Raw genomic sequence first — 26,205 nt, forward strand, 5'->3', positions numbered from 1 at the left:
ATGTCGAGCGAGCGTTTGCTGCGCTCGCTAACGAGGTAACCATGTCGTCCACTACTGAAGCACACACTATCTGGTCTCTGGTTCTTGAGGCCAGTCTGCTGGTCAAAGGCGTGATGCTGATCTTGCTCCTCGCGTCTGTTGCTACCTGGTTTCTAATTGCCCAGCGCAGCACCTTGTTCAACCAGGCAAAGCGCGCCATCAAGGCATTTGAAGACCAGTTCTGGTCCGGCAAAGAGCTGGGGCAGCTGTACAGCAACAGTCAGGATCGAGCCGGCGTCGAACAGATCTTTCGCGCCGGATATAGCGAGTTTGCGCAGCTGGATCAACGTAATCACAGCGAGCCGGAGGCTGTCATGCAGGGCGTAGAGCGTGCCATGCGGGTTGCCATCGCCCATGAAGAAGAGCGTTTAGAGCAGCATCTGCCGTTTTTGGCGACCGTTGGCTCGGTTAGCCCTTACGTCGGCTTGTTTGGCACCGTCTGGGGCATCATGAACTCATTTATTGGTTTGTCACAGGTGCAGCAGGCCACGCTGGCGACGGTCGCGCCCGGCATCGCTGAGGCCTTGATTGCAACCGCGATCGGCCTGTTTGCCGCCATTCCTGCTGTTGTTGCCTACAACAGATTCAGTTCGCGCAGCGAGCATTTGTTGGGCCAGTACTACAACTTTGCCGAGGAATTCAGCGCCATTCTCCACCGCCGCGTATATAACCGAGCTGCGGGGCAAAACTGATGCGCCCTGCCCGCCTGAAACGCAAGCCCAAAGCGGAAATGAACGTAGTGCCTTATATCGACGTGATGCTGGTGCTGCTGGTTATCTTTATGGTGACCGCACCCATGCTCACCCAGGGAGTGCAGATCGAGTTGCCCAAAGTCGCTAGCGAGACCTTGGCGGCGAGCGATCCATCGGTCGTCACGCTATCCATCGACGTGGAGGGTAACTACCACTGGAATGAGGGCAGTACGGTACAGACCGATAGCTACCAGCATAGCGCCGGCGAGTTGAGCGAGCTGACCAACCAGCTCGCAGCCATCATCCGCGAGAAACCGGAAACCCAGGTAATGATCCGCGCCGACAGCGGCGTGGGCTATGGCCAGGTCGTCACCGGTATGGCTGCGCTACAGCAGGCCGGTGTAACCAGTCTTGGCTTGATTACTGAAGCACCTTGAGGGGGCAGCACCACTATGGCACTCGATAATCCCCAGTCTGAAACGCTCTGCGCTAGTGAGAGACGAGCGGATATTAGCGTAACCCACTGGACCTTGCCGTTAACTGCAACCGTTGCACTGCACGCTCTGATGGGGCTGTTACTCTGGCTTGGTTGGCAGCCACAGCCGCCTGCCGCAGCGGCTCAGGCCAAAACCATTACAACTCAACTGGTTGTACTGCCTGCTACTGAACCTGAGGTCGTAGTTCCCCCCGTTGAAACGGCTGCCCTGCCCCCAGCGCCGCCGCCAGAGCCGGTCAGAACGCCAGAACCTCAGGTTGTGCCCCAACGCCCCCCTCAGCCGGAGCCCGCCCTATTGGCACGCGAAGAGGCAGAGCAGCGCGAAGAGCAGGAACGCGTACAACAACAGCAAGTGGAGCGCGAACGAGAAGAGCACACGCGCCAACAGAGGGAAGCGCGCGAGCAAGCCGAGCGTCTGCCGCCGAGCAGTATGCCGCAGAACAACGGCGTGCTGAGCAAGCCGCTGCCAGAGCAGCAGCTGCAGAACAAGCTCAGATAAGTGCCTATGCACCGCTCAACAAGTCGGCACCGGATTATCCAAGGCGCGCCCTGAGTCAAAGCCTGGAAGGCGACTGCACGGTTGAGTACACCGTGCAGACCAATGGACGAGTCAGCAATGCCGAGGTGGTACCCGGCGCTTGCGATGAGCAAATTTTCGTCCGGCCCTCCCTGGCTGCCGCCAAAGAATTTGTTTATCGACCTCGAGTTGTCAACGGACAAGCCGTTGCCGTACCGGGTGTTAGAAACACGTTTCGCTACCGTATAGAACAGTGAGCAGACTATGAAACAGGATCAGTCCTTTCACGCGTCGCTGGAGTCAGGCGACGATGAGATCATTAACCCAAGCCAGCAGGCTAGCCTCACTGAGGTAGTCAGCCAGGGGCGTCGTAACCTGCTCAAGGGTGGCGCAGCTTTGGCTATCACCAGCCTATTTCCTGCTGTCTTCAGTACGTTGTCCAGTGCTCTGTCCGCCGCAGAGAGAAGCGGATCACCTTTTAACTTTCAATCAGTTGCTGCAATTACCTCATCTTCTTTCGATAATGTGATCGTGCCCGCCGGTTATCGCGCACAACCGTTTTTCAGCTGGGGTGATGCCGTGCTGAAGGGAGCTGCAGCCTGGCGCGAGGATGGTACGAACTCCTGGCAGGATCAAATGCTGCAGGCGGGTGACAATAACGACGGCATGCACTTCTTCCCCTTCCCGCAGCAACCCAACGAGCGCGGCCTGCTGGTGGTCAATCATGAATACGTAAACCCAACACTGCATCCCGCCGGAATGAATTTCACCGATCAACCAGATGGCAGCCGTGGACGCCCCGCCGATCAGGTTCACAAGGAGATGGCAGCGCATGGTCTGAGTGTTATTGAAATACGCAAAGACGCGCAGGGGAATTGGCAGCGCGTTGAAAACTCCGCGTTCAATCGCCGAGTTACGGGGTTCACCCCAATTGCTGTTGGCGGCCCCTTGGCTGCCGATGCGCGCATGAAAACCAAGAGCGACCCCACCGGCACGGAAATATTGGGCACGCTTAACAACTGCTCCATGGGTGTCACCCCTTGGGGAACCTACCTGGCGTGTGAAGAGAACTTCCACAACTACTTCGTCAATCGGGATGAGCAGGATTACGCCAAACGCCAAGAGCATAAACGCTATGGCATCGGTCTGGGAGGCAGCAGCCGCTATTATGCATGGGAAGCAGTAGAGCCCAGGTTTAACGCCACGCCTGACAACAGCCAGCCCCACCAGGGCCATGTCAATGAGCCCAATCGTTTCGGCTGGGTAGTTGAACTCGACCCTTTCGCTCCAGACAGTCGTCCGACCAAGCGCACCGCCATGGGCCGGCTCGGACGCGAATGCGCGGTATGTTCTGTCGGTGACGATGGCCAAATGGCCTTTTATTCCGGTGACGATAGCCGCGGTGAGTATCTGTATAAATTCGTACCGGAGCAGGCATATCGCCCAGATGACATGGCGCACAACCGCCAGATACTGGATGCAGGCACACTCTACGCTGCGCATTTCAGTCCAGATGGCAGCGGCCGCTGGCTTCCCCTACGCTTTGGTGAGGCAGGGTTGACCGCAGACAACGGCTTTGTCGACCAGCAGGCCGTATTGCTTAACTCACGGGGAGCGGCCGACGCTGTGGGGGCTACGCCTATGGACCGCCCTGAGTGGGTGGCGGTTCACCCGCATACTCGCGAAGCCTATGTCACGCTGACCAATAATACCGAGCGCGGCACAACCTTCCCGGTTGATACTGCCAACCCCAGACCTGAGAACGTGCACGGACAAATACTCCGGTGGCGCGAGGCCAATCAAGACCCAACAGCGCTCGTATTTGAGTGGGATATATTTGTTCTGGCTGGCGAACGTCAAAACTCCGAAAAGAGCATCCCGGCCAATCGGATTGGCGACATCAGCGGTGATCTATTTTCTTCGCCGGACGGTCTTGCCTTTGATAGCGCCGGGCGTCTCTGGATCCTTACCGATGCAGATGAAAATGCACCCTACATGGAGAAGATTGGCAGCAACCAGATGCTCTGTGCTGATCCCGCCAGCAAAGAAGTGCGTCGTTTTTTGGTAGGCCCTTGGGGCGCCGAAATTACGGGTATTACCTGGTCGCCCGACGAGACAGCGATGTGGGTAAATGTACAGCACCCAGGTATCAGTTATCCCGCGAGTGATGGGCGTTCCCGGCCTCGGTCGACTACCGTACTTATTACCCGTGAAGACGGTGGCGTGATTGGTAGCTGATGTGTACTGATGAACAAAGGTGAGATAGAGGGGTCAGAGTAAGCAGATGACTTTCATTAATCAATGCTAGGACTCAATGCCATGGATCTTATTCGCGTTCTTATCGCCATACTCTTGCCACCGTTGGGCGTATTTCTTCAAGTAGGCTTTGGCGGCGCCTTCTGGTTGAATGTGTTGCTGACCATCTGCGGCTATATACCAGGAATTGTTCACGCCGTATGGATTATCGCCAAGCGTTAATCTTTTGCCACGTGAATAAAAAAGCCGGACTGGGCGTAAACCCAATCCGGCTTTTTCTTTACTGGAGCTTACTTCGCACCGCTTTGCGCACATATCCCTGGCGTCACATGCACGCCTCCCCGCTTAACGGCTTACAGGCTCGGGCGTTTGCGTCATACCAAACCAGCGCTCTGCAGTTGCCGCAGCGTTCGTCTTGACGTCGTCGTCGATATACATGGCAACCATCGCCAGGGCACCGGCGAATACACCCAGATCATCGGTAAAGCCGACAAATGGCGTAAAGTCAGGTAAGGCATCCAGTGGCGCGATGAAGTAAGCCAGTACGCTGATGATAACGGCTTTTGCCCACCCTGGCGTCTCTGGACGAAGTGCTGCGTAGTAAAGACAAAGTGCTTTCTCTACAACCTCGCGGCCAGCGGATTTTGCGTACAGTGCCAGCTTTTGCCAAAAGGCTTTATCGCTATATTGATGTTCCATAGTACTTACCTCGCTCTGGTTGTCGATAAGCAACAACCCCGGTGTAAGGGTAAAAATAGAATCCGCCAACAGAATGAGACATATAAGACAAACTTACAAGAAAGAGACACTTTTCTCTAGCCTGATATCTGTTGTTGCAGCAAGGAAGCTCCCCTGAGGCGGGTTAATCAATACATACCGGACTTAAGACAACAAAAAACCTGCTTGGTGCCACCGGTCAATCAGCCTCATTCATATGCAAGCCTCTGATTATAGAGCAGTTGCGACCTGAGTCCTTGGCCAGATAGAGACAAATATCGGCGTCGCGCAGCCAGGCCTCACGGCTGTCATGGTGCTCCAGGATACAACCGCCAATGGATACGGTAACGGCACCACCTGGAGAGCGAAGCTGCTCAGCTACACTTCGCTGAATGTGCTTTGCGGCACCGGCCAAAGCATGCTTATCCACCTTGGGCAGCAGCAGCACAAACTCTTCTCCGCCTAAACGAAAAGCTCGGTCGGACGCCCGGCTGGCGTTCTTTATAATGCTAACAAAGTCCATCAGCACGCGGTCGCCCACGTTGTGACCGTAGCGATCATTAACCTTTTTGAAGTGATCCAGATCCAGCACCAAAAGGCCAAAGCTCATGCCGTAACGCCGACTATCGGCAATCGCGATATCGAGTTCGTCATCCATCGTTCTGCGATTACCAATGCCAGTGAGAGGGTCCAGAGTGGCAAGCAGCGCTAACTGTTTGCGCTGAAAGCGGCCGCGATAGGCAAACACAAACGCGAACAGGCTGGCGAGTGAGTACGTCACCACAAACGACATCATCTGGTAATGGCTTTCAAATACATCCTTCGGGAACAGCCAGCCGTAGACACAAACTGCTACGAGAATGGACAAGGTGGCTAGCAGACTTTGAACGGGGGGCACGACGAAGAAATTGAATAGCACCAAGCAATATAGCCAGAACAGCCCGTTGATACCCAGCTTGATGGTGACCAGAAAGCCACCGATAGAATAGATAATCGCAAGAAAACGGCCGGGGCCAACGGTATTGTCAGTACGCCAAGCGTATACAACCGCAAAAGCGGAACCTAAAACCAGGAAGGTATCAGTTAAGCCAACGATCCAATTGCGCTCATGCAGGCGGTAAACCGCATAGGGCGTCACCCCCAAAACGGAGCAAATCCCGACCAGCGTTACGATCGAAAGCTGAAAGTCTCCTTTCAGCCTTGCCCAAAAACCTGACATCGCGCGTTACCTTGAATAACTTATTATTATTGTAGTTTCTATCTGCAAAGTAGCGATAAGTTGAGCCGCGCAGCTCGGCTTAATTGATATATCTGTATTTTTATCGCCTCGCTATAACGCCGCGAAAGTGGCGATAAACAGTAGCGATTGAATCACGAAATGCCAAGACCCTAGTCGCAGAGCGGCACTTATGCCCTACACCAGAGCCAATATGCCTTATTAGTTAGCGGCGGCAGTATCTTGAATACGCTTAACCATCGCTCGGAGCCCATTTCCTCGAGTAACACTCAGGTGCTTGAGCAGGTTTAGCGCGCTGAAATAGCCTTCAACATCAAACGCGGTTACCTGTTCAGGGGTTTTACCGTTGTAGGCTGCCAGCACGACGGCTAACAAACCCTTGACGATAAAGGCATCGCTGTCGGCTTCAAAAAAAAGTTTCCCGTCCCGCGCCTCGCTGACCAGCCAGACCTGGCTCTGGCAGCCACGTACCAGATTGGTTTCGTTGCGGCTCTCATCATTGAGCGGTGGCAGTTCTTTGCCCAGGTCAATGATGTACTTGTAGCGATCTTCCCAGTTATCGAAGAACGACAGGGTATCAACAATGTCGTCGCTGGTTATCTCAGTGCCAAATCGGCTCATATGCGAGGCCTTCGAAGTATCCGTGTATCAAGACAGTCAGTGGCTGCGGCGCTGGCAACTGACTAAGCGGCCGGCTGATGCTTAGAAAAACATGCCGGTTTCTAGTTGAGCTTCCTCGCTCATCATCTCGCGCTGCCAAGGCGGATCAAAAACCAGCTCCACGTTGACCGTCGCAACATTTGGCACCAGAAGCACACGGTACTCTACATCACCAACCAGCACCGGTCCCATGCCACATCCGGGCGCAGTGAGGGTCATGGTGATAGTGACCGCCTTCTTTGCCTGGTCAATCGCCAGCGAATAGATCAAACCGAGGTTGACCAGGTCAACAGGAATCTCGGGGTCGTAGACCGTTTTAAGTGCTTCCCATACCTGATCTTCACTGATGTTGTCATCGGTCGGTTCCGGGAATGAGAGCAGCTCAGGCTCAAGACCCAACGCAGCTGCATCAGTGCCATCCACACGCACCATTTGACCATGATAGGTAACGGTATAATTGCCACCCAGCGACTGGGTGATAGTGACGAAAGTGTCTTTCGGGATGGTCAGCGGCGTACCATCCGGTACGCGCCGCGCAGGACAATCAGCCTGCGCTACTACCATACGTCTTTCCATACTGATCAGCGCCCTACCCTAGTTAACACTGAAGCTTTCACCACACCCGCATTCGTCTTTGACGTTGGGGTTGATGAACTTTATTTGCTGGTTGACGCCTTCACGTACCAGATCGATTTGAGTACCCGAAAGCACCTGCAGACTAGCGCTATCGACCAGCAGCTCAACTTGTTCATCCAGTTGGTAATGCAGGTCACTGGCACCCGCCTGTTCAACCAGATCGATTGCGTACATAAAGCCGGTACAGCCGCTTTTCTTGACGCTCAGCCGCACAGATTTACCCTGCGCAGCGCTGAGCTGACGGCGAAAGTGCGCCAAGGCAGCAGGGCTTACCGTTACTACCTGACTGCTTGGGTCGAAAGATTCAACGCTCATTTCATGCACTCCTAAACCAGGAATTGCCTTGCCTTGTCCAACGCCTCGAACAAGCGATCAACGTCTGCTCGGGTGTTGTAGAAACTAAAACTCGCACGTACGGTGCCAGGAATACCAAACTGCTCCATGATCGGCTGCGCGCAATGATTGCCGGTACGGACAGCAACGCCCTGCTGGTCCAGTAACAGGCCAACATCATTGGGATGCGCACCTTCCAGCAGAAAGCTCATGACGCTGGTCTTATTCGCGGCAGTTCCCACCAGACGGATACCAGGTGTTGCCTTGGCGCGCTCTTCAGCATAGGCAAGTAAGGCGGCTTCGTGCTTGGCAGCACCGTCGCGGTCCAAGCCTTGAACATAATCGATTGCCGCGCCCAGACCTATGACCCCGGCGATATCCGGTGTGCCCGCCTCAAACTTATAGGGCAGTTGGTTAAAGGTGGTGCCGTCAAAGCTGACTGACTCGATCATCTCGCCACCGCTCTGGTACGGCGGCATGGCTTCCAGCAGTGCGGTCTTGCCATACAGCACGCCCAGGCCGGTAGGACCAAAGAGCTTATGTGCTGAAAAGACATAGAAATCGCAGTCCAGTGCCTGCACATCAACAGGCCAATGACCCACCGCCTGCGCGCCGTCTATCAGGGTCAGCGCGCCAACACCTTGTGCCAGGCGCGCGATATCCTGAACCGGATTCACCGTACCAAACGCATTGGAAACATGACCGCAGGCGACCATTTTTACCCGATCATCGAGCATGGATTCAAACGCGGCCAGATCTATCGCACCCTCTGCATTGACCGGAATCGACTCGACCACCGCGCCTTTCTCGGCAGCGATTAACTGCCACGGTACGATATTGGAGTGATGTTCCATCGCCGAGACCAGTATGCGGTCTCCAGACGATAGATTGGCGCGCCCCCAGCTGCTTGCAACCAGGTTAATGCCCTCGGTGGTACCGCGGGTCCAGATAATCTGCCGTGGTTCGGCTGCGTTAATGAAGCCTGCCACCTTTACCCGTGCGCCCTCAAACTTTTCGGTTGCCCGATCAGCCAGCGCGTGAGCACCGCGGTGAACGTTACTGTTGTCTTGCTCGTAGTAATCGACGATGGCCTGAATGACGGCGCGTGGCTTCTGCGTGGTTGCCGCATTGTCTAGATACACCAGCGGATGTCCGTTGACGTCCTGATGTAAAATCGGGAAGTCGGCACGTACACGCTCTGCGTCAAAGGTCGCAGTGTTGCTCTGATTACTCATAGCTTAACCGCCCTAGCGCCTCATCGCCCTTACCGAATAGGGACGCCAGACGCGGTCTGAGGTAGTCCTGAATCGCCTGCTCAGGAACCTGATTGAGCAACTCATTGATAAAACCGAAGCTCAGCATGCTGGTTGCATCAGCGGCGGAGATACCGCGGCTTTGCAGATAAAACAGCGATGTTTCATCTAGCTGGGCGATGGTTGCACCGTGGGCACAACGCACATCATCAGCATAGATTTCCAGTTCTGGCTTGGTATTGATCTCTGCGGTGCGTGACGTCAGCAGGTTTTTGTTGCTCAGCTCGGCCAGCGTCTTCTGGGCCTTCGGATGAATATGAATCCGACCGTTGAAAACCGCTTTTGCCGAGTCGCCAATGATGCCGCGGAAGACCTCATTGCTGGTGCAATGTGGAACGCAGTGCTCAACGTTGGTGTGGTAGTCAATTACCTGCTTGTTACGTGGTAAATAGACACCATTCAGGTCCATGTGGGCGCCTTCGCCGCGCATGTTCAGTTGGTAGTCGATGCGCTTCAGGCGGCTGCCCTGAGCCAGTGTAAAGCCATGGAAGCGGGCATCACGGTGCAAGTCGACATGTACACCACCGACATGCAGCAGATTCTCTTCTTCCAGATTGATACGGTAGTGCTGCAAGCGGGCATTGGCGCCAACCACCACCTCGGTGAGGCTGTTGACAAAACCGTTCTGCTCCCGTGCATCCGAGGCAAAGTGCTCGATGACCTCAGCTTCACTGCCCTCCTCAAGGACCACGAGTAAGCGCTGGCTGGCAACAGCCGCACTGGCTTCCGGGGTAGCAACATTGAGGATGTAGAGCGGCTTCTCCAGTTTCTGATTACGCGCGACGTGCAGCAGAATACCGTCCTCGATCCAGGCATTGCTCAACGCAGCAAAGAGGTGTCGTTCGCTATCCACGACTTGGCCAAGATGCTGCTGGATCATGTCTTGCTGGGCGGCGTCCGCGTCGACAAAACGAATGACGCCTGCGGGCAAGCTACTGGATCGTGCCGCGTTGAAGCGCCCATTGACGAATACGAGGCAGGTCGCGTCAAGCTCAACCTGCTCTACTGCATCAATGGCGCTGTCATCGGCCTCACCGCCCCAACGCAGCTCATTCTGTTGCTGCAAGGGTGCAAGCGAAATGTATTTCCACGCTTCCGTCTTGCGCCCCGGCCAGCTTGCCGCCGACCACTTGGACGCGCCCTGCTCGCGCAGTGGCTGCAGCCAGGCCGCAGCCTGCTGTTTGTCAGCGAGTTGCAGTGCACTTTGTTGAAAATCTGTCATGTCTTCAGGCAACCTCGTTTTCCAACCAGCCGTAGCCCTTAGCTTCCAGCTCGAGTGCCAGGCTCTTGTCGCCGGACTTGACGATGCGGCCACCGGCCAGCACGTGAACATAATCTGGGATGATGTAATCCAGCAAGCGCTGGTAGTGAGTCACTACCAAAAAGCTGCGATTACCATCGCGCATGGCGTTTACGCCATCGGCGACTACCTGCAGAGCGTCGATATCCAGGCCCGAATCGGTTTCATCGAGAATACAAAGATCGGGCTCAAGCAGCATCATTTGCATGATTTCGTTGCGTTTCTTTTCGCCACCGGAGAAGCCTTCATTGACGCCACGCTTGAGAAAGCTGGCATCCAGGTTGACGCGTTTGCAGGTCTCGCGAGCCAGTTTAAGAAAGTCGACGGACGACAGATCAGACTGACCATGGTGTTTGCGTTTGGCATCTACCGCCGCCTTGAGGAACTCCATGTTGCTGACACCGGGAATCTCAACCGGATACTGAAAGGCGAGAAACAGCCCTTCACGGGCACGCTCTTCAGTGTCCATATCGAATAGATTACGGCCCTTGAAGGTGACGCTGCCAGCAGTCGCCTCATAGCCCGGACGCCCGGAAAGGACGTTACCGAGGGTACTTTTGCCCGAGCCATTCGGCCCCATGATGGCATGAACCTCGCCCGGCTTGACGTCAATAGACAGACCTTTAAGGATGTCTTTCTCTTCAACTTTGCCGTACAAGTCACTGATTTTTAACATATCTTATGCCTAATAAATTACTTTAACTGTTAGTCCTTCGGCTCTGCTCCGCTACTACGATGTAGGTGCGTAAGCCCTTAGCCGACTGAGCCTTCGAGGCTGACTTCAAGTAGCTTGCCGGCTTCAACCGCGAACTCCATCGGCAACTCTTTGAATACCTCGCGGCAAAAGCCGTTCACAATCATGGATACGGCTTTTTCCGCATCCAGGCCGCGCTGCTGACAAAGGAATAGTTGATCGTCGCTGACCTTGGACGTCGTAGCTTCATGCTCTACTACGCCAGTGGGATTCTTGCTTTCGATATAGGGGAAGGTGTGCGCGCCACAGCGATCGCCAATTAATAGCGAGTCGCACTGGGTGTAATTACGCGCGCCTTCAGCGCCTGGGTTTATCCGCACCAAGCCGCGATATGCGCTGTCGCTGCGGCCAGCAGAAATACCCTTGGCAATAATGGTCGAGCGCGTATTCTTGCCCAAGTGAATCATCTTGGTGCCAGTGTCGGCCTGCTGGAAGTTGTTGGTCAGCGCAACCGAATAGAACTCCCCTACGCTGTTGTCACCCTTGAGGATGCAGCTGGGGTATTTCCAGGTAACTGCAGAACCGGTTTCGACCTGCGTCCAGGAAATCTTGGCATTGGTATGTGCAATACCGCGCTTGGTGACAAAGTTATAGATACCACCCTTGCCTTCAGCATTGCCCGGATACCAGTTTTGCACAGTAGAGTATTTGATCTGCGCATCATCCAGCGCGACCAGCTCGACCACCGCTGCGTGCAGTTGGTTTTCGTCACGCATGGGCGCGGTGCAACCTTCCAGATAACTGACGTAGGACCCTTCATCAGCCACAATCAACGTGCGCTCGAACTGCCCGGTGTTCATCTCGTTGATGCGGAAGTAGGTAGACAGCTCCATTGGGCATCGCACGCCCTTGGGGATATAGACGAAAGAGCCATCAGAGAATACCGCCGAGTTGAGCGCGGCATAGTAATTGTCTTTCTGTGGCACAACGCTGCCGAGATACTTTTTCAGCAGATCAGGATACTTGTGTACAGCCTCGCTGATCGGACAGAAGATAACACCTGCCTCGTACAGCTTTTCGCGGAACGTAGTAACGACCGACACCGAATCGAAAACCGCATCAACCGCAACACCTGCGAGCATTTCCTGCTCATGCAGCGGGATACCCAGCTTCTCGTAGGTTGCCAGCAACTCAGGATCAACTTCGTCGAGGCTCTTCGGCTTGCTATCCATGCTTTTTGGCGCGGAATAAAAGGATATGGTCTGGAAGTCGATTTCCGGATAGTGTACGTGGGCCCAGGTAGGCTCTTCCATTTCCTGCCAGGCGCGGAACGCCTTTAGACGCCAGTCCAACAACCACTCCGGCTCTTCTTTTTTGGCAGAAATAAAGCGGACGACATCTTCGTTCAGACCTGGTGGCAGCGTCTCCGATTCGATGGCGGAATGAAATCCGGCCGCGTAATCTTTCTTGATCAGGCTTTCGACTTGTTCAGTCACGGTATCACCTCAATCCTGCCGCCCTCACTAACCGGGCAGCCACTTCTAAGTTCAGGCATTGCATCGCCGGGGCGGCCATGCGTCGATGGAAGGCTCTGCGGCCTCTTTAGATAATGCGTTCCAGCTCGTTTACCGCCTGTCGAGCTGATACAGAACAGCCATCCTGACGCGTTTTAACACGCTGGATATCATCGCGGGAGACTAGGTCAGCCAGCGTAATGCCGTTCAGAAACTGACGCAGCCGGGCACTGAGGTCCGACCACAAATGATGGGTAAGGCAAACTTCGCCGTGCTGGCAATCGCCTTTACCAAGGCAGCGCGTCGCGTCCATCGAGTCATTAACTGCCTCGACTATCTGCGCCACGCTGATAGCTGCAGGACCGCCAGACAAACGATAACCACCACCAGGACCTCTCACGCTCTCGACCAGCTTGCTGCGGCGAAGCTTGGCAAACAGCTGTTCAAGATAAGAGATAGAGACACCCTGGCGTAGTGAAATATCAGCGAGGGTAATAGGTCCTTGGTCTTCGTGTAGAGCCAGATCAAGCATGGCTGTCACGGCGTAACGACCCTTGGTGGTCAGTCGCATAGGCGCTCTCGAGCGGTTGAAATCTGCGAATCACTATGCAATATCCAAGCAAAACAGTCAAGTATTAAGCCGACCGGTCGAAAGCCATTATAAAGCCTCGCCAAGACCACCGAAAGCGAAATAGCCTGGCAAAAGTTACACTGATTCAACACAAAAGCATTCAAGCATGGGCAGAGAGAATGCTATGGTTTGAACGTTTTGCACCCCTATAACAAGGAGCTACATCAGAATGAGCCATCACAAGCAGTTCTATATCAACGGTAAGTGGGTCGAACCCAAGGGCGACACCACTCTGGACGTGATTAACCCCGCCACCGAAGAAGCCGTCGCCGCGATCGCCTTGGGTAACAAGGAAGATGTCGACCTGGCTGTCGCTGCCGCCAGAAATGCGTTTGAATCCTACTCCAACACTAGTCGCGAAGAGCGCATTGCTTTGCTGGAGCGGGTAATGGGTGTATTCAAGAAACGCATGGGCGAAGTGGCAGACGCCATCTCAATCGAAATGGGTGCCCCTGCCAAGCTGGCCAAAATGGCACAGGCTCCATCCGGCCTTGGCCACTTTGCGGCAGCTCTGGACGCGCTGAAAGAATTTGAATTCGAAGAACAGATCGGTAACACCCAGGTTGTGAAAGAACCGATCGGCGTTTGCGGCTTGATCACGCCCTGGAACTGGCCAATGAACCAGTTGACCTGCAAGATTGCACCGGCCTTGGCTACTGGCTGCACCATGGTGCTAAAGCCTTCTGAAGTAGCACCGCTATCGGCTCTCCTGCTCGCCGAAATCCTTGATGAAGCTGGCGTGCCACCGGGCGTATTCAACCTGGTCAATGGTGACGGCCCTACTGTGGGTGCTGCCATGTCTGCGCATCCGGATATCGATATGATGTCCTTCACCGGTTCTACTGGCGCGGGTCGTCAAGTCATGCAGAATGGCGCGCAGACCATCAAGCGTGTCGCACTCGAGTTGGGCGGAAAGTCTGCGAACATCCTGCTGGATGATGTGAATTTCGAGAAAATGGTCGCCCATGGCGTCATGTCCTGCATGAACAACAGCGGCCAATCCTGTAACGCCCCTACCCGTATGCTGGTACCTAACGCGCGTATGGACGAAGTTGCCGCTATCGCTCAGGCCGTCGTTGCCAAGGTTAAAGCGGGTGATCCAAACGCGGATGATACGGTGATTGGCCCAGTGGTCTCCAAAGCCCAGTGGAACAAGATTCAGGACTTGATCACGGCTGGTATCGAAGAAGGCGCCAAGGTAGTTGCCGGTGGTCCCGGTCGGCCAGAGGGGCTGGACAAAGGCTACTACGTCAAACCTACCATCTTCAGCCACGTGAACAATGAAATGAGCATTGCGCGCGAAGAGATCTTCGGCCCCGTGCTGTCGATCATTGGCTACGAAGACGAAGACGACGCTGTGCGCATTGCCAACGATACCAACTACGGGCTGTCTGGTTACGTATCCTCCGGCGATCTGGAGCACGCCCGTAAGGTGGCTCGACGCATCCGCACCGGCATGGTTCACCTCAATGGCGCGGCGCTAGATAACAAGGCTCCTTTTGGTGGTTACAAGGAGTCTGGCAACGGTCGCGAGTGGGGGCATTACGGTTTTGAAGACTTCCTCGAGATAAAGTCTATCTTCGGTTATTACGCCAAGTAGTCGCTTCGCTCCTAGCCGCAAGCGACAAGCTCTATGCGGCAAGTGAGGCGTTAAAAGCTAAAAACCCCGGCATGCGCCGGGGTTTTTATTTGCGTACTACTTACTGCTTGTGGCTTGAAGCCTGGGCTTAACCCAGCGACTTGACGGCTTCGATCATCTGCATCATGACCTTTTGCGCGTCGCCGTAAACCATAGAGGTATTTTCCGCGTAGAACAGCTCGTTCTCTACGCCGGAGTAACCCTTACCTTGACCGCGCTTGACGACATAAGCCTGGCGCGCCTGATCAACGTTCAATATAGGCATACCATAGATCGGGCTGGATTTACGTGTGCGCGCTGCCGGGTTGACTACGTCATTCGCCCCCAGCACAACAGCAACGTCTGCCTGCGGGAAGTCCTCGTTGATGTCTTCCAGGTCATAGATGATGTCGTAGGGTACGCCTGCCTCGGCCAGCAGCACATTCATATGCCCAGGCATCCGACCGGCTACCGGGTGAATGGCAAAGCTGACCTCAACGCCCTGCTTCTGCAACAGCTTCACAAACTCATAGAGCTTGTGCTGCGCCTGCGCAACGGCCAGACCGTAACCGGGTACGATAATGACCTTACTGGCATAGAACATGGCGATAGCTGCATCAGATGCATCGGCGGCCTTCATACTGCCTTCGATATCACTCTCTTCTCCGCCATCATCAGAACCAAAGTCACTGAAAATAACGTTACTGACCTGGCGGTTCATAGCTTTGGCCATCATCAGCGTGAGCAGCGTGCCTGCGGACCCAACCACGGTGCCCGCAATGATCATTGCCGGGTTCTGCAGCACAAAGCCTTCAAAGGCAACTGCCAGACCAGTAAAGGCGTTGTACAGCGAAATCACCACCGGCATATCCGCGCCGCCAATCGGCGTCGTCAACAAAACACCCAGAGCGAGCGCGATAATGAAGAAGAGCGCAACCACAATGACGGGCGCCTGAGCGACATCCATCAGCCCCATGACCACAACCGCTGCACCGATCGCTAATGCACCGCAAAACAGCCCCAGATTCACGTACTGCTGGTTCGGTAGCCGCCAGGTCTTGTTCATGCGACCGTCAAGCTTGGCCCAGGCAATCAAGGAGCCTGACAAGGCAACTGCGCCGATCAAGCCGCCCAGCACCGCTAGCAGGGTAACTACAGGGCCATGCGCCAACGCATTACCGGAGAACAGCTCGCTCGCCGCAATCGCCGCCGCAGCACCACCACCCATGCCGTTATAGAGCGCCACCATCTGTGGCATATCGGTCATCGCTACGCGCTTGCCGCTATACCAGGCCCAGGAGACACCGATACCCAGAGCGATAACCAACAACAGCAGGTTAGTACCCAGATGGGGCTGTGCACGGGGGCTTACGTCAAAGCCGTACAGGAAGGCCGCCGCCACAGCCAGCACCATGCCGCCGCCGGCGATAACAATACCCGAACGTGCAGTAACCGGGCTGGCCATCCGCTTAAGACCGTAGAGAAACAGAAAGGCCGCAATAAAGTAGGCCGCATCAATCAAAAAAGCGCTAAACATGGCTTACTCCTTGTCATCTGCTGAAGATGCAGCCTTGCTGCTGGGTTTGAACATTTCCAGCATGCGTTCGGTAACCACATAGCCCCCGGCCGCATTGCCAGCGCCTAGCAGTACACCAACAAAGCCGATGACCTGTTCCAGCGTAGTACCCGCATTCAGCAGAGCCCACATAGCGCCGACGACAACAATGCCGTGCACGAAATTGGAGCCGGACATGAGCGGCGTGTGCAGAATCGCTGGCACACGGCCGATGATTTCATAGCCGGCAAAGGCAGCCAGCAAAAAGATATAGAGGGCAACAAAGCCGGTAATGGTGGTAGTAATTTCCATTAGAGAGCTCCTTGTGTCTGGTTCTCGACCGCTTCACGGGCTGCGGCATTGCGAATATCGCCGTCGTGGGTGAGGACGCTTTTGGCCAGCACCTCGTCTTCCCAGTCCAACTTAAGCTCGCCTTCATCAATCATCAGGGTAACGAGACTAAGCAGGTTACGTGAGTAGAGTTCAGAGGCGTGCTCCGCCAGGTGGCTGGCAATGTTAAGCGGCGCGACGATAGTCGCAGGCCCCACTTCCACGGTTTCACCGGGTTTGGTCAGCGGGGTATTACCGCCGCCTTCTGCAGCTAGGTCGATGATGACAGAACCGTCCTTCATTCCCATGATCTGAGCTTCACTGAGAATCTTCGGGCTCGGTTTACCTGGAATGGACGCCGTGGTGATAACCGCATCGGCCTGCTGAATATGGCGAGTCAGAACCGCGTCGACTTGCTCTTTTTCCTCATCGGTCAATTCGCGGGCATAGCCGCCCTCACCCACTGCATTGACGCCGGTATCGACGAACTTGCCACCTACAGACTGCACCTGCTCTTTGACTTCAGGGCGTACATCGTAGCCTTCGATCATCGCACCCAAACGCTTGGCGGTCGCCAGTGCCTGCAGGCCAGCAACGCCAGCGCCCATGACCAGAATCCGCGCCGGACGTAACGAGCCGACGGCCGTGGTCATCATGGGCAAGATTCGATGCAAGTGAGTGGCCGCTAACAAGGCTGCGTAATAACCGGCGAGGGCTGCTTGAGACGAAAGTGCGTCCATGGCTTGAGCGCGAGTGATGCGTGGAATAAGTTCCATAGCGAAGCAGGTGATTTTTCGCTCCTGCAGTGCCTTGACGACCGCAGGCTCGCGTTGGGCATAGATAAAGCTGCATAGCACAGCGCCTTCGGGCATCTGCGCCACTTCCTCAACAGTCGGCGGCTGAACGCGGAAAAACAGCTGCTTGCCCTCGGCTGACCCCAGGGTTACCCCTGCTTCGGTGTAGGCGCTATCGGGGATGCGTGCGGCGCTGCCGGCGCCGGCTTCTATGCTTATATCGAGCCCTAGCTTCTGTAGCTTGGCGGCCACAGAAGGCACTAGCGCAACGCGCTTTTCATGCTCTCGGGTCTCTTTGGGTATGTACAAAGGGATGGACATAAAGACTCCTCATCGGCGAAATGGCGAATATCATAGCCCAAGAGCAATTGTAATACGACAAAAGTCCCATTTGCCTCAGATTGATGCAGGTGTCTCGTTAACAGTGAATTCTTGCTGGCACTGGCGCATCAATCGCTGGTTGTCGTGCTGCCAAGGATGAAAGTCCTCACGGTAAAAATCACGATAAGCGCCCCAGAGACTGGAGAAAAAGCCCCCCTTCCCCCACAGCCAGCGCATCCCCTGTCGCCACATGGTTATATTGCTGAGTTCGCCGTCACGTCGGAGCATGTGCCACATGCCTCGGGTAACATCCTTGAGGAAAAAGAAAGTGGATTGCCGCATCGCAGCACGGAGTAACTTGCGATCACCGCAGACTTGCATATAAACATCAAAGGCTACCGCCTTGTGCTCGGTTTCTTCCAGCGCGTGCCAACGCCAAATACGCTGCATCGGCTCAATAGCGCCATCAAACCACCCCCGGTCACGGAGCACAGCGTCGGCCATGATGGCGGTAAAATGCTCCATGGCGACGGTCGCGGCTAAACGGCGCTCAGGGCTGAAGTGCTTATTGGCATAACGAATGCGATGCTGTACTGGCCGCGTCAGCTTCTCTACGTCATACCCAAGATCACTGAGACGCCGGTTATATTCAATATGCTCGTGACTGTGATGACCTTCTTGCCCAATAAAGCCCTTGATCAGCGCGAGTTGTTCTGGGTCGTGAATTTGCGGTCGATAGTGACGCACGGAATCAATGAAGAACCGTTCACCATCAGGGAAGAGGATCGACATTGAATTGAAAAAATGGGTTTTGAACGCATCCGCACCGTGCCAGTGACGGGGCAAGACGTCAGGTAGGGCAAAATCGATACGGCGGGGCTGGATGCTCAAACCTTCCGGCTGTAGTGCAGTCATAGGTCACCTCGAGGGAAGCTGGTGCAATCGTTTTTATAGGGGGTAGCGCGCGCCACCACTCTTTATATGCTCTGTCCTATCCTCTGCTCAGGCGAAATGAAACACAAGCCGTTTAATTTCGCCTGTTGCTGGCACATTGTCTTTCTGCCTCCACCTACCTTGGCTAAATGCTTCGATGAGCATCACTTGCGCTTGGGGCTTTGATGGGCGTAGTAATCTATATTTTAAATGCGCTTTTCCTGGCTTATTCAAGTCGCCTTGCGCGGGTAGCATTTTCTCTTCCTGACAGTGTCTTTTGACCTGGTATTCAACGCCGCTGATGCGTCCAGTGGCTTGATGGCAACCATTAATCTGATCGCGATACTTGATGCTGTCAGGTGCCGCAGTGAGGTTGACCTAGAATCATGTGGCGCAGCGCGACGCGAGCGAGGAGGCAGAGCTCAAGGCAAATAATTAACCTGAGGTGAAGGAGAAAATCAGTTCTGATATAGGGTATTCAAGGCGGTAAAGACGCAGACCTGTGCTGCGGATCTGCGTCTTTTTACACGTGGCACCAAAGGCTTTTCAGCCCTTCATTTCCTGCAGCGAGTTTCCGCCATCGACGACCAGCATTTGCCCGGTCAGATAGCTACACCCCTCACTGGCAAGAAAAAGCGCTACCCGAGCCACTTCTTCAGGCCGGCCGGGGCGCCCTACCGGTGTCCGTCGACCTGCGTCCAGTTCTGCTGGCAAGCTGGACGGTGTTTCAATCCAGCCGGGCGCAATCGCGTTAACCGTAATCCCCTGACCGGCCACCTCATGTGCGATGGAGCGGGTTAAACCCACCATGGCAGATTTGGCGGCGCTATAGCCTGCCGTCCCGGGAAAAGTAACCAGGGGGCCGGTGACCGAAGCAATATTGATCACGCGCCCAAAGCCAGCCTGCAACATGTGCTGCAGTACCAGTTGGCTGATATGCACGCAGGTATTGAGATTAAGATCGATCTCGCGCTGCCAGTGCTGAAATGGCATTTTGTGGAATAGTTCACCCACGGGGGCATCAATTCCGGATTGAATCATACCGGCATTGTTGACCAGAATATCAACTTGGCCAAAGCGCTCCATAACCTTATCTATCAGCTCTGCAGCTTGCTCAGGATGGGTGAGATCCGCGACAAACGCCAGGCTGTGCTGCCGTTCTGGATCAAGCTCATTCTGGCGCTGGAAGATCCGGTTGGTGGTCGAGGTCAGCACCACCTTGGCACCGGCCGCGTGAAACATCTTTGCCGTGGCAAAACCGATGCCGTCGGGACTACCGGCACCGGTCACCAGGGCTACACGCCCCTTGAGGTCCGTCATGCTATGCGGCATGACTATTCAGCCAGCCGCCAGGTTGTACCGCCCTTACCGTCTTCCAATACCACGCCCATGGCTGTGAGTTCGTCGCGAATACGGTCAGACTCTGCCCAGTTCTTGTCGGCACGCGCCTGCAAACGAGCCTGAATCAGTGCCTCCACTCCGGCTGAGTCGATCTTCCCGGCAGCACCGGCCTGCAGAAAGGCATCGGGCTCGAGCTGCAAGACGCCCAGTACGTCAGCCAGTTGTTGCACACGTGCCGCCAAGGATGCAGCAGCCCCTAGATCCGACTCTTTGAGACGATTGACTTCGCGCACCATATCGAACAGCACGGCACAGGCCTCTGGGGTGTTGAAGTCATCATCCATGGCTGCGGCAAAGCGCGCGGCAAGCACTTCGCCACCTTTAGGCTCAGCCTGTGGCAGCCCTTTGAGCGCATGATAGAAGCGCTCCAGCGCGCCTTTGGCTTCCTTGAGGTTGTCTTCGGAATAGTTAATCGCGCTGCGGTAATGACTGGATACCAGCAGATAGCGCACTACCTCGGGGTGATATTTTTCCAGTACCTCACGGATGGTAAAAAAGTTACCAAGGGACTTGGACATCTTTTCGCCATCAACCCGCACCGCCCCGGCATGCATCCAGGACGCAGCATATTGCTCACCGGTCGCCGCTTCACTTTGGGCAATCTCATTTTCATGGTGGGGGAAGACCAGATCCGGCCCGCCACCATGAATATCAAAGGTGTTACCCAGGCAGCAGGTCGACATCACCGAGCATTCGATGTGCCATCCGGGCCTGCCCTCACCCCAGGGTGAGGCCCAGCTAGGCTCACCCGGTTTGACGGCTTTCCAGAGCACGAAATCCAGCGGATCTTCCTTGGCCTCGTCGACTTCAACCCGCGCACCGCTGCGCAGGTCTTCGGTCTTCTTGCGCGACAGCTTGCCGTAATCGGCAAAACGGCTGACGCGGTAATAAACATCGCCGTTACCCGGGGCATAAGCGAAACCCTTGTCGATCAGCGTTTGGATCATGCTGTGCATGCCCTGAATATGCTCGCTGGCCTTGGGTTCCTGATCTGGCCGCAGTACGTTCAGACGTGCTTCGTCTTCATGCATGGCGTCGATCATCCGACCGGTCAGTTGCTGAAAGGTCTCGCCATTCTCGTTCGCGCGACGAATGATCTTGTCATCGATGTCGGTAATGTTGCGAATGTAGGTCAGGTCATAGCCGCTGTGGCGAAACCAGCGTGAGACCACATCAAACGCCACCATGACGCGCGCATGACCAATGTGACAGAAGTCGTATACGGTCATGCCACACACGTACATCCGCACCTGATTGCCGATCAACGGCTTAAAGGTCTCTTTGGTCTTGCTCAGCGTGTTGTAGATCGTCAGCGCCATCAGTTACCCCAGGAGTCGCGCAAGGTGACAGTACGGTTGAATACCAGGTGCTCGGCAGTAGCATCCTTGGAGTCGAGGCAAAAGTAACCTTCGCGCTCGAACTGGAAGCGCTCATCGGCCCCGGCAGATGCCAGCGATGGCTCGGCGCGGCAGCCTTTAAGCACAACTAGCGATTCAGGGTTAATGTTGTCCAGGAATCCAGCGCCCTCTTCGCCCTTGTCAGGATTAGGCGTTTTGAACAGGCGATCATAAAGACGCACCTCACACTCGACACTGGCGGCTGCCGGTACCCAGTGGATGACACCTTTAACTTTGCGACCTTCCGGGTTCTTACCCAGCGTATCTGGATCGTAAGAGCACAGCAGCTCAACGATATTGCCATCGGCATCAGTGATCGCCTCATCTGCGCGAATCACATAGCTGCCACGCAGGCGGACTTCGCCGCCCGGAACCAGACGCTTGTAGCCCTTGGGCGGATCAACCATGTAATCGTCCTGGTCGATATAAATTTCGCGCTCGAAGGGCAACTCGCGCACGCCAATATCCTGCTTCGGGTGTCGCGGCAGACTTAGCAGCTCGGTCTTGTCTTCCGGGTAGTTGGTAATGGTGACTTTCAGCGGCTTGAGCACGCACATGGCCCGCGGCGCGTTGGCGTCCAGGTCATCACGAATGCAGAACTCGAGTACGCCCATATCTACCACGCCGTCTGAGCGTGTCACGCCGATACGCTCGCAGAATTCGCGGATAGCCGCAGGCGTATAACCGCGACGGCGAAAGGCACTGATGGTCGACATGCGCGGATCATCCCAGCCGTCTACGTGCTTTTCATCAACCAACTGCTTGAGCTTACGCTTGCTCGTTACCGTGTAATTCAGATTCAGACGAGCAAACTCGTACTGCCGGGGCTTGGCAGGTACGGGCAGATTGTTCAGGCACCACTCGTAAAGCGGACGGTGATCTTCAAACTCCAGGGTGCAGATCGAGTGGGTTACGCCTTCAATTGCATCCGACTGGCCGTGGGTGAAGTCATAGCTCGGATAAACGCACCACTTGTCACCGGTCTGGTGGTGATGCGCGTGACGTATACGGTACAGGATCGGATCACGCAGGTTCATATTGGGCGCGGCCATATCAATCTTGGCACGCAGAACCTTAACACCATCAGCAAATTCGCCAGCGGTCATGCGCGCGAACTGATCAAGGTTGTCTTCCACACTACGGTCACGGAACGGGCTGTTCTTGCCCGCCTCGGTCAGTGAACCACGGTACTCGCGCGCCTGCTCAGGCGACAGCTCGCAGACGTAGGCTTTACCGGACTTGATAAGCTCAATAGCCCATGCATGCAGTTGATCGAAATAATCGGAGGCATAGCGCACCTCGCCAGCCCACTCAAAGCCCAGCCACTCTACGTCCTGCTTGATCGCATCAATGTACTCCTGCTCTTCCTTGGCTGGGTTGGTGTCATCAAAACGCAGGTTGCACGCTCCGCCAAACTCCTTGGCAAGGCCAAAGTTCAGACAGATGGATTTGGCGTGACCGATATGCAGGTAGCCATTAGGCTCTGGCGGAAAACGGGTCACTATGCGGTTGTGCTTGCCATCATTCAGGTCGGATTGGACGATCTGACGGAGGAAATGGCTGGGCGGCGTGGCTTCGGGTTTATTCATAAGGTCAGCAAAACTCGCTACGGGTGAAGCCTGAGGCATCACGGATTTTGGCTAGGCCGAGTTGGCCAAAACCCGTATCATACCCGAAACTGTCAAGCGCCTGAATGCAGCGACGCACTCAGCGTGACTATACTCACCCAGATTTTTTTTGCCCGAGGACTGCCAGATGGTCAAACTGCATACAAATTACGGCGTTATCACCCTTGAACTCTTTGCTGATAAAGCCCCTAAAACAGTCGAAAACTTCAAGCAATACGTCAAGGATGGTCATTACGACGGCACTATCTTTCACCGCGTAATCCCCAACTTCATGGTTCAGGGCGGTGGTTTTGCACCCGGCATGAGCCAGAAGGATACCCGTGCGCCGATCGAGAACGAGGCTGACAACGGCGTCAGCAACGCAGTAGGCACCGTTGCCATGGCACGTACCCCTGATCCGCATTCAGCCAGCGCACAGTTCTTCATCAACGTGGCCGACAACGACTTTCTGAACCACAGCGCAAAAACCTCTCAAGGTTGGGGCTACGCTGCATTCGGTAAAGTGACCGACGGCATGGACGTGGTTGAAAAAATCAAAGCAGTCAGCACCACCTCACGTGGCGGCCATCAGGATGTGCCAGCTGATGACGTAGTGATTGAGCGTGCAGAGCTGATCGACTGAGTTAATTTATCCAGATGCGCTATCTGTTTATCTCCGATCTGCATCTAGAAGCAAAACGCCCGGATATTACCCGGGCGTTTTTGCAATGCCTGCATGATCAAGCGAGTGCCGTCGATGAACTCTACATCCTTGGCGATTTTTTTGAGGTGTGGCTCGGTGATGATGCCATGGACGAGCTCGGCCAGCAGGTAGCCGAAGCACTCGCCAGTCTCAGCGATCAGGGCACGCAAATCTATCTTATGCACGGCAACCGCGACTTTCTGCTGGGGCGACGATTCTGTCGCCAGGCAAAATGCACTTTGTTGCGTGACCCGAGCATAGTGCAACTCAACGGCGAGCCGGTATTACTGATGCACGGTGATAGCCTGTGTACCGATGATCTTGACTACATGCGAATGCGCAAATGGCTGCGCAACCCGGTCAGCCGCTTTGCCCTGCGCAACCTGCCGCTGAAAACGCGAAAAAAAATCGGCCGCAAGCTACGCGACGAGAGCCAAAGCCGAACGCGAATGAAGGCAGCAGACATCACCGACGTTAATCTGGGGCAAGTCGCCGAAGTGATGCGCAATCAAGGCGTTCGCACCCTCATCCACGGCCACACCCACCGACCCGCTCGACATCAGCTAATGATCGACGGCGCGCCCGCCGAGCGTATTGTACTGGGCGACTGGGATCAGGCTGGCTGGTATTTGCTGGTAGATGAAAGCGGCTACCATCTTGAGTCATTCGCGCTCGGGGCGGCCGATTCAAGCGGCAAGCTGTAAGCTCTAAGCTACAAGCTACAAGCTACAAGCTACAAGCTACAAGCCGCAAGCCGCAAGCCGCAAGCTTCAAGCTTCAAGCAAAACCCAAAGAAAAACCCCGGCTCTTGCGAGACCGGGGTTTTTCTTGCAGCTTGCCGCTTGAAGCTTGCGGCTGCTCTAAGCCTGCGGCTTAGAGCTTAGCTTCCAACTCAGGTACTGCTTCAAACAGATCTGCAACCAGACCGTAATCCGCTACCTGGAAGATTGGCGCTTCTTCATCCTTGTTGATCGCAACGATCACCTTGGAGTCTTTCATACCAGCCAAATGCTGGATGGCGCCAGAAATGCCGACCGCGACGTACAGCTGCGGCGCAACGATCTTACCGGTCTGACCAACCTGCATGTCGTTCGGTACAAAGTCGGCGTCAACCGCGGCACGTGATGCACCTACTGCAGCGCCCAGCTTGTCGGCAACCTTGTACAGCATTTCAAAGTTGTCGCCATTCTGCATACCGCGACCGCCAGAGATGACGATCTTGGCACCGGCCAGCTCAGGACGGTCAGACTTGGCCAGCTCTTCACCTACAAAGCTGGAAACACCTGCGTCTTGCGCAGAAGCAACCGCTTCTACACTGGCGCTGCCGCCTTCGGCTGCAACGGCGTCAAAGCCTGTCGGACGCACAGTAATCACCTTGATTGCGGCGCTGGACTGCACGGTGGCAATGGCGTTACCGGCATAGATCGGACGCTTGAAGGTGTCAGCACTTTCAACCGCGATGATCTCGGAGATCTGATCAACGTCCAGCAGCGCAGCAACGCGCGGCAGGTAGTTTTTACCGTTGGTGCTGGCGGCAGCCAGGATGTGGCTGTAGTTCTTGCCCAGTTCGGCAACCAGCAGCGCGATGTTTTCCGGCAGCTGGTGCGCGTAAGCGGCGTTATCAGCCAGCAGCACCTTGCTTACACCAGCAGCCTTGGCAGCGGCGTCAGCAACAGCGGAGCAACCTTCGCCAGCAACCAGTACATCGATGTCACCACCGATCTCCGCGGCCGCAGCCAGGGTGTTCAGGGTAGCTGCGTTCAGCTCGGCATTGTTGTGTTCAGCAATAACCAAAATCGTCATTTAGATCACCTTGGCTTCGTTCTTGAGTTTATCGACCAGTTCGTCGACGCTCTTGACCTTGATGCCGGCGCTGCGAGCGGCCGGAGCTTCAACCTTCAGGGTGGTCACGGTAGAGCTGGTGTTAACGCCCAGGTCTTCCGGCTTGAGGGTTTCCAGCGGCTTCTTCTTGGCCTTCATGATGTTGGGCAGCGACGCATAGCGTGGCTCGTTCAGGCGCAGGTCGGTGGTAACAATGGCCGGCAGCTTGAGATCAACGGTCTGCAGACCGCCGTCGATTTCACGGATGACCTTGACGTGCTCGCCATCAACGGTGACTTCAGAAGCGAAGGTGCCCTGCGCGTAACCGCTCAGTGCAGCCAGCATCTGGCCGGTCTGGTTATTGTCGGAATCGATAGCCTGCTTGCCGAGGATGACCAGCTGGGGCTGTTCTTTATCGACAACACCCTTGAGCAGCTTGGCGATCGCCAGCGAGCTCAGGTCGTCGGCAGACTCGACCAGCACAGCGCGATCAGCGCCCAATGCCAGTGCGGTGCGCAGCTGCTCTTGGGCCGCAGTCGGGCCGACGGTGACAGCGATGACTTCAGTCGCGATGCCTTTTTCTTTCAGGCGAACGGCCTCTTCTACAGCGATTTCGCAGAAGGGGTTCATCGACATTTTGACGTTGGCGAGATCGACGCCGGAGTTATCCGCTTTGACGCGAACCTTGAC

General features: G+C 55.3%; 28 protein-coding genes. 9 read left to right on the forward strand and 19 right to left on the reverse strand.

What is annotated here, in order from left to right; genetic code table 11:
- Positions 1-41: 41 nt before the first annotated feature.
- From tolQ to EF096_RS09040, 6 genes are all read left to right on the forward strand, one after another.
- Positions 42-731: a protein TolQ gene (gene tolQ, locus EF096_RS09020; protein ID WP_123889297.1), complete on the forward strand. Its 690-nt coding sequence runs from the start codon at positions 42-44 to the stop codon at positions 729-731.
- Positions 731-1,168: a protein TolR gene (gene tolR, locus EF096_RS09025; protein ID WP_123889298.1), complete on the forward strand. Its 438-nt coding sequence runs from the start codon at positions 731-733 to the stop codon at positions 1,166-1,168. The genes tolQ and tolR overlap by 1 nt, the downstream gene beginning before the upstream one ends.
- 15 nt (positions 1,169-1,183) lie before the next feature.
- Positions 1,184-1,726, forward strand: a complete 543-nt coding sequence (locus tag EF096_RS09030; RefSeq protein WP_235869684.1) for a hypothetical protein — start codon at positions 1,184-1,186, stop codon at positions 1,724-1,726.
- Positions 1,727-1,788: 62 nt separating this feature from the next.
- Positions 1,789-2,001 (forward strand): energy transducer TonB, encoded by a 213-nt coding sequence (locus tag EF096_RS20575; protein WP_235869687.1) that lies wholly within the window; start codon positions 1,789-1,791, stop codon positions 1,999-2,001.
- A gap of 7 nt (positions 2,002-2,008) precedes the next feature.
- A complete protein-coding gene (locus tag EF096_RS09035; protein ID WP_123889299.1) occupies positions 2,009-3,982 on the forward strand; it encodes a PhoX family protein in 1,974 nt (657 codons plus the stop codon).
- An 81-nt stretch (positions 3,983-4,063) separates the two neighbouring features.
- Positions 4,064-4,222 (forward strand): YqaE/Pmp3 family membrane protein, encoded by a 159-nt coding sequence (locus EF096_RS09040; RefSeq protein ID WP_123889300.1) that lies wholly within the window; start codon positions 4,064-4,066, stop codon positions 4,220-4,222.
- Between the two features lie 123 nt (positions 4,223-4,345).
- Here the strand turns inward: EF096_RS09040 and EF096_RS09045 are convergent, their stop codons facing one another.
- The 10 genes from EF096_RS09045 to EF096_RS09090 form a co-directional block, all read right to left on the reverse strand.
- Positions 4,346-4,699 carry a YkvA family protein gene (locus tag EF096_RS09045; protein ID WP_123889301.1) on the reverse strand — a complete coding sequence of 118 codons (354 nt, stop codon included), beginning with the start codon at positions 4,697-4,699 and terminating at the stop codon, positions 4,346-4,348.
- Between the two features lie 217 nt (positions 4,700-4,916).
- On the reverse strand, positions 4,917-5,936 hold the full coding sequence (locus tag EF096_RS09050) for a GGDEF domain-containing protein (RefSeq protein ID WP_123889302.1): 1,020 nt from the start codon (positions 5,934-5,936) through the stop codon (positions 4,917-4,919).
- A 219-nt stretch (positions 5,937-6,155) separates the two neighbouring features.
- Positions 6,156-6,575, reverse strand: a complete 420-nt coding sequence (locus EF096_RS09055) for a SufE family protein (protein WP_123889303.1) — start codon at positions 6,573-6,575, stop codon at positions 6,156-6,158.
- An 81-nt stretch (positions 6,576-6,656) separates the two neighbouring features.
- Positions 6,657-7,190, reverse strand: a complete 534-nt coding sequence (sufT, locus tag EF096_RS09060; protein WP_177412320.1) for a putative Fe-S cluster assembly protein SufT — start codon at positions 7,188-7,190, stop codon at positions 6,657-6,659.
- A gap of 18 nt (positions 7,191-7,208) precedes the next feature.
- Complete coding sequence (locus EF096_RS09065; RefSeq protein ID WP_123889304.1) at positions 7,209-7,565, reverse strand: HesB/IscA family protein; 357 nt, start codon at positions 7,563-7,565, stop codon at positions 7,209-7,211.
- Positions 7,566-7,576: 11 nt separating this feature from the next.
- Positions 7,577-8,818: an aminotransferase class V-fold PLP-dependent enzyme gene (locus EF096_RS09070; protein ID WP_123889305.1), complete on the reverse strand. Its 1,242-nt coding sequence runs from the start codon at positions 8,816-8,818 to the stop codon at positions 7,577-7,579.
- Positions 8,811-10,118, reverse strand: coding sequence for a Fe-S cluster assembly protein SufD (gene sufD, locus EF096_RS09075; RefSeq protein WP_123889306.1), 1,308 nt, complete (start codon positions 10,116-10,118; stop codon positions 8,811-8,813). Before sufD ends, EF096_RS09070 begins: the two co-directional genes overlap by 8 nt.
- Before the next feature lie 4 nt (positions 10,119-10,122).
- The gene (sufC, locus tag EF096_RS09080) at positions 10,123-10,872 is read right to left on the reverse strand and encodes a Fe-S cluster assembly ATPase SufC (protein ID WP_123889307.1); all 750 of its coding nucleotides are present in this window, start codon (positions 10,870-10,872) and stop codon (positions 10,123-10,125) included.
- Positions 10,873-10,949: 77 nt separating this feature from the next.
- Complete coding sequence (gene sufB / locus EF096_RS09085) at positions 10,950-12,386, reverse strand: Fe-S cluster assembly protein SufB (protein WP_123889308.1); 1,437 nt, start codon at positions 12,384-12,386, stop codon at positions 10,950-10,952.
- Between the two features lie 106 nt (positions 12,387-12,492).
- Positions 12,493-12,975: a Fe-S cluster assembly transcription factor gene (locus EF096_RS09090; RefSeq protein WP_123889309.1), complete on the reverse strand. Its 483-nt coding sequence runs from the start codon at positions 12,973-12,975 to the stop codon at positions 12,493-12,495.
- 229 nt (positions 12,976-13,204) lie between these two features.
- On the opposite strand from EF096_RS09090, the gene EF096_RS09095 reads away from it, so the two are divergent.
- Positions 13,205-14,635 (forward strand): aldehyde dehydrogenase family protein, encoded by a 1,431-nt coding sequence (locus tag EF096_RS09095; RefSeq protein ID WP_123889310.1) that lies wholly within the window; start codon positions 13,205-13,207, stop codon positions 14,633-14,635.
- A 127-nt stretch (positions 14,636-14,762) separates the two neighbouring features.
- Here the strand turns inward: EF096_RS09095 and EF096_RS09100 are convergent, their stop codons facing one another.
- The 7 genes from EF096_RS09100 to EF096_RS09130 all read right to left on the reverse strand — a co-directional run bounded on the left by EF096_RS09100 (position 14,763) and on the right by EF096_RS09130 (position 22,973).
- On the reverse strand, positions 14,763-16,190 hold the full coding sequence (locus EF096_RS09100; RefSeq protein ID WP_123889311.1) for an NAD(P)(+) transhydrogenase (Re/Si-specific) subunit beta: 1,428 nt from the start codon (positions 16,188-16,190) through the stop codon (positions 14,763-14,765).
- Between the two features lie 3 nt (positions 16,191-16,193).
- Complete coding sequence (locus EF096_RS09105; protein ID WP_177412322.1) at positions 16,194-16,520, reverse strand: NAD(P) transhydrogenase subunit alpha; 327 nt, start codon at positions 16,518-16,520, stop codon at positions 16,194-16,196.
- Entirely contained in the window at positions 16,520-17,653 is a 1,134-nt protein-coding gene (locus EF096_RS09110) for an NAD(P) transhydrogenase subunit alpha (protein ID WP_123889312.1), read from the reverse strand. The genes EF096_RS09105 and EF096_RS09110 overlap by 1 nt, the downstream gene beginning before the upstream one ends.
- Positions 17,654-17,728: 75 nt before the next feature.
- Positions 17,729-18,568 carry a metal-dependent hydrolase gene (locus tag EF096_RS09115; RefSeq protein WP_123889313.1) on the reverse strand — a complete coding sequence of 280 codons (840 nt, stop codon included), beginning with the start codon at positions 18,566-18,568 and terminating at the stop codon, positions 17,729-17,731.
- Between the two features lie 564 nt (positions 18,569-19,132).
- Entirely contained in the window at positions 19,133-19,918 is a 786-nt protein-coding gene (locus tag EF096_RS09120; RefSeq protein ID WP_218565743.1) for an SDR family NAD(P)-dependent oxidoreductase, read from the reverse strand.
- Positions 19,919-19,920: 2 nt separating this feature from the next.
- On the reverse strand, positions 19,921-21,306 hold the full coding sequence (cysS, locus tag EF096_RS09125) for a cysteine--tRNA ligase (protein ID WP_123889314.1): 1,386 nt from the start codon (positions 21,304-21,306) through the stop codon (positions 19,921-19,923).
- Positions 21,306-22,973 (reverse strand): glutamine--tRNA ligase/YqeY domain fusion protein, encoded by a 1,668-nt coding sequence (locus tag EF096_RS09130; RefSeq protein ID WP_123889315.1) that lies wholly within the window; start codon positions 22,971-22,973, stop codon positions 21,306-21,308. The genes cysS and EF096_RS09130 overlap by 1 nt, the downstream gene beginning before the upstream one ends.
- Before the next feature lie 166 nt (positions 22,974-23,139).
- Here EF096_RS09130 and EF096_RS09135 point away from each other — a divergent pair, with 166 nt between their 5' ends.
- Together EF096_RS09135 and EF096_RS09140 are read left to right on the forward strand one after the other, a co-directional pair.
- On the forward strand, positions 23,140-23,634 hold the full coding sequence (locus tag EF096_RS09135; RefSeq protein WP_123889316.1) for a peptidylprolyl isomerase: 495 nt from the start codon (positions 23,140-23,142) through the stop codon (positions 23,632-23,634).
- 14 nt (positions 23,635-23,648) lie between these two features.
- On the forward strand, positions 23,649-24,398 hold the full coding sequence (locus EF096_RS09140) for a UDP-2,3-diacylglucosamine diphosphatase (protein ID WP_123889317.1): 750 nt from the start codon (positions 23,649-23,651) through the stop codon (positions 24,396-24,398).
- A 169-nt stretch (positions 24,399-24,567) separates the two neighbouring features.
- Here the strand turns inward: EF096_RS09140 and EF096_RS09145 are convergent, their stop codons facing one another.
- Both EF096_RS09145 and EF096_RS09150 read right to left on the reverse strand, forming a co-directional pair.
- Positions 24,568-25,497: an electron transfer flavoprotein subunit alpha/FixB family protein gene (locus tag EF096_RS09145; protein WP_123889318.1), complete on the reverse strand. Its 930-nt coding sequence runs from the start codon at positions 25,495-25,497 to the stop codon at positions 24,568-24,570.
- The coding region (locus tag EF096_RS09150; RefSeq protein WP_148079643.1) for an electron transfer flavoprotein subunit beta/FixA family protein at positions 25,498-26,205 on the reverse strand (708 nt) is incomplete at its 5' end.

The organism is Pseudomonas neustonica, from assembly GCF_003797945.1.
Taxonomy (GTDB): Bacteria; Pseudomonadota; Gammaproteobacteria; order Pseudomonadales; family Pseudomonadaceae; genus Halopseudomonas; species Halopseudomonas neustonica.

Excerpts from the sequence above, each read along its gene's own strand:
- tolQ (WP_123889297.1), top strand. The coding sequence starts at position 42 with ATGTCGTCCACTACTGAAGCACACACTATCTGGTCTCTGGTTCTTGAG.
- tolR (WP_123889298.1), top strand. The coding sequence starts at position 731 with ATGCGCCCTGCCCGCCTGAAACGCAAGCCCAAAGCGGAAATGAACGTA.
- EF096_RS09030 (WP_235869684.1), top strand. The coding sequence starts at position 1,184 with ATGGCACTCGATAATCCCCAGTCTGAAACGCTCTGCGCTAGTGAGAGA.
- EF096_RS09035 (WP_123889299.1), top strand. The coding sequence starts at position 2,009 with ATGAAACAGGATCAGTCCTTTCACGCGTCGCTGGAGTCAGGCGACGAT.
- EF096_RS09040 (WP_123889300.1), top strand. The coding sequence starts at position 4,064 with ATGGATCTTATTCGCGTTCTTATCGCCATACTCTTGCCACCGTTGGGC.
- EF096_RS09045 (WP_123889301.1), bottom strand. The coding sequence starts at position 4,699 with ATGGAACATCAATATAGCGATAAAGCCTTTTGGCAAAAGCTGGCACTG.
- EF096_RS09050 (WP_123889302.1), bottom strand. The coding sequence starts at position 5,936 with ATGTCAGGTTTTTGGGCAAGGCTGAAAGGAGACTTTCAGCTTTCGATC.
- EF096_RS09055 (WP_123889303.1), bottom strand. The coding sequence starts at position 6,575 with ATGAGCCGATTTGGCACTGAGATAACCAGCGACGACATTGTTGATACC.
- sufT (WP_177412320.1), bottom strand. The coding sequence starts at position 7,190 with ATGGAAAGACGTATGGTAGTAGCGCAGGCTGATTGTCCTGCGCGGCGC.
- EF096_RS09065 (WP_123889304.1), bottom strand. The coding sequence starts at position 7,565 with ATGAGCGTTGAATCTTTCGACCCAAGCAGTCAGGTAGTAACGGTAAGC.
- EF096_RS09070 (WP_123889305.1), bottom strand. The coding sequence starts at position 8,818 with ATGAGTAATCAGAGCAACACTGCGACCTTTGACGCAGAGCGTGTACGT.
- sufD (WP_123889306.1), bottom strand. The coding sequence starts at position 10,118 with ATGACAGATTTTCAACAAAGTGCACTGCAACTCGCTGACAAACAGCAG.
- sufC (WP_123889307.1), bottom strand. The coding sequence starts at position 10,872 with ATGTTAAAAATCAGTGACTTGTACGGCAAAGTTGAAGAGAAAGACATC.
- EF096_RS09090 (WP_123889309.1), bottom strand. The coding sequence starts at position 12,975 with ATGCGACTGACCACCAAGGGTCGTTACGCCGTGACAGCCATGCTTGAT.
- EF096_RS09095 (WP_123889310.1), top strand. The coding sequence starts at position 13,205 with ATGAGCCATCACAAGCAGTTCTATATCAACGGTAAGTGGGTCGAACCC.
- EF096_RS09100 (WP_123889311.1), bottom strand. The coding sequence starts at position 16,190 with ATGTTTAGCGCTTTTTTGATTGATGCGGCCTACTTTATTGCGGCCTTT.
- EF096_RS09105 (WP_177412322.1), bottom strand. The coding sequence starts at position 16,520 with ATGGAAATTACTACCACCATTACCGGCTTTGTTGCCCTCTATATCTTT.
- EF096_RS09110 (WP_123889312.1), bottom strand. The coding sequence starts at position 17,653 with ATGTCCATCCCTTTGTACATACCCAAAGAGACCCGAGAGCATGAAAAG.
- EF096_RS09115 (WP_123889313.1), bottom strand. The coding sequence starts at position 18,568 with ATGACTGCACTACAGCCGGAAGGTTTGAGCATCCAGCCCCGCCGTATC.
- EF096_RS09120 (WP_218565743.1), bottom strand. The coding sequence starts at position 19,918 with ATGCCGCATAGCATGACGGACCTCAAGGGGCGTGTAGCCCTGGTGACC.
- cysS (WP_123889314.1), bottom strand. The coding sequence starts at position 21,306 with ATGGCGCTGACGATCTACAACACGCTGAGCAAGACCAAAGAGACCTTT.
- EF096_RS09130 (WP_123889315.1), bottom strand. The coding sequence starts at position 22,973 with ATGAATAAACCCGAAGCCACGCCGCCCAGCCATTTCCTCCGTCAGATC.
- EF096_RS09135 (WP_123889316.1), top strand. The coding sequence starts at position 23,140 with ATGGTCAAACTGCATACAAATTACGGCGTTATCACCCTTGAACTCTTT.
- EF096_RS09140 (WP_123889317.1), top strand. The coding sequence starts at position 23,649 with ATGCGCTATCTGTTTATCTCCGATCTGCATCTAGAAGCAAAACGCCCG.
- EF096_RS09145 (WP_123889318.1), bottom strand. The coding sequence starts at position 25,497 with ATGACGATTTTGGTTATTGCTGAACACAACAATGCCGAGCTGAACGCA.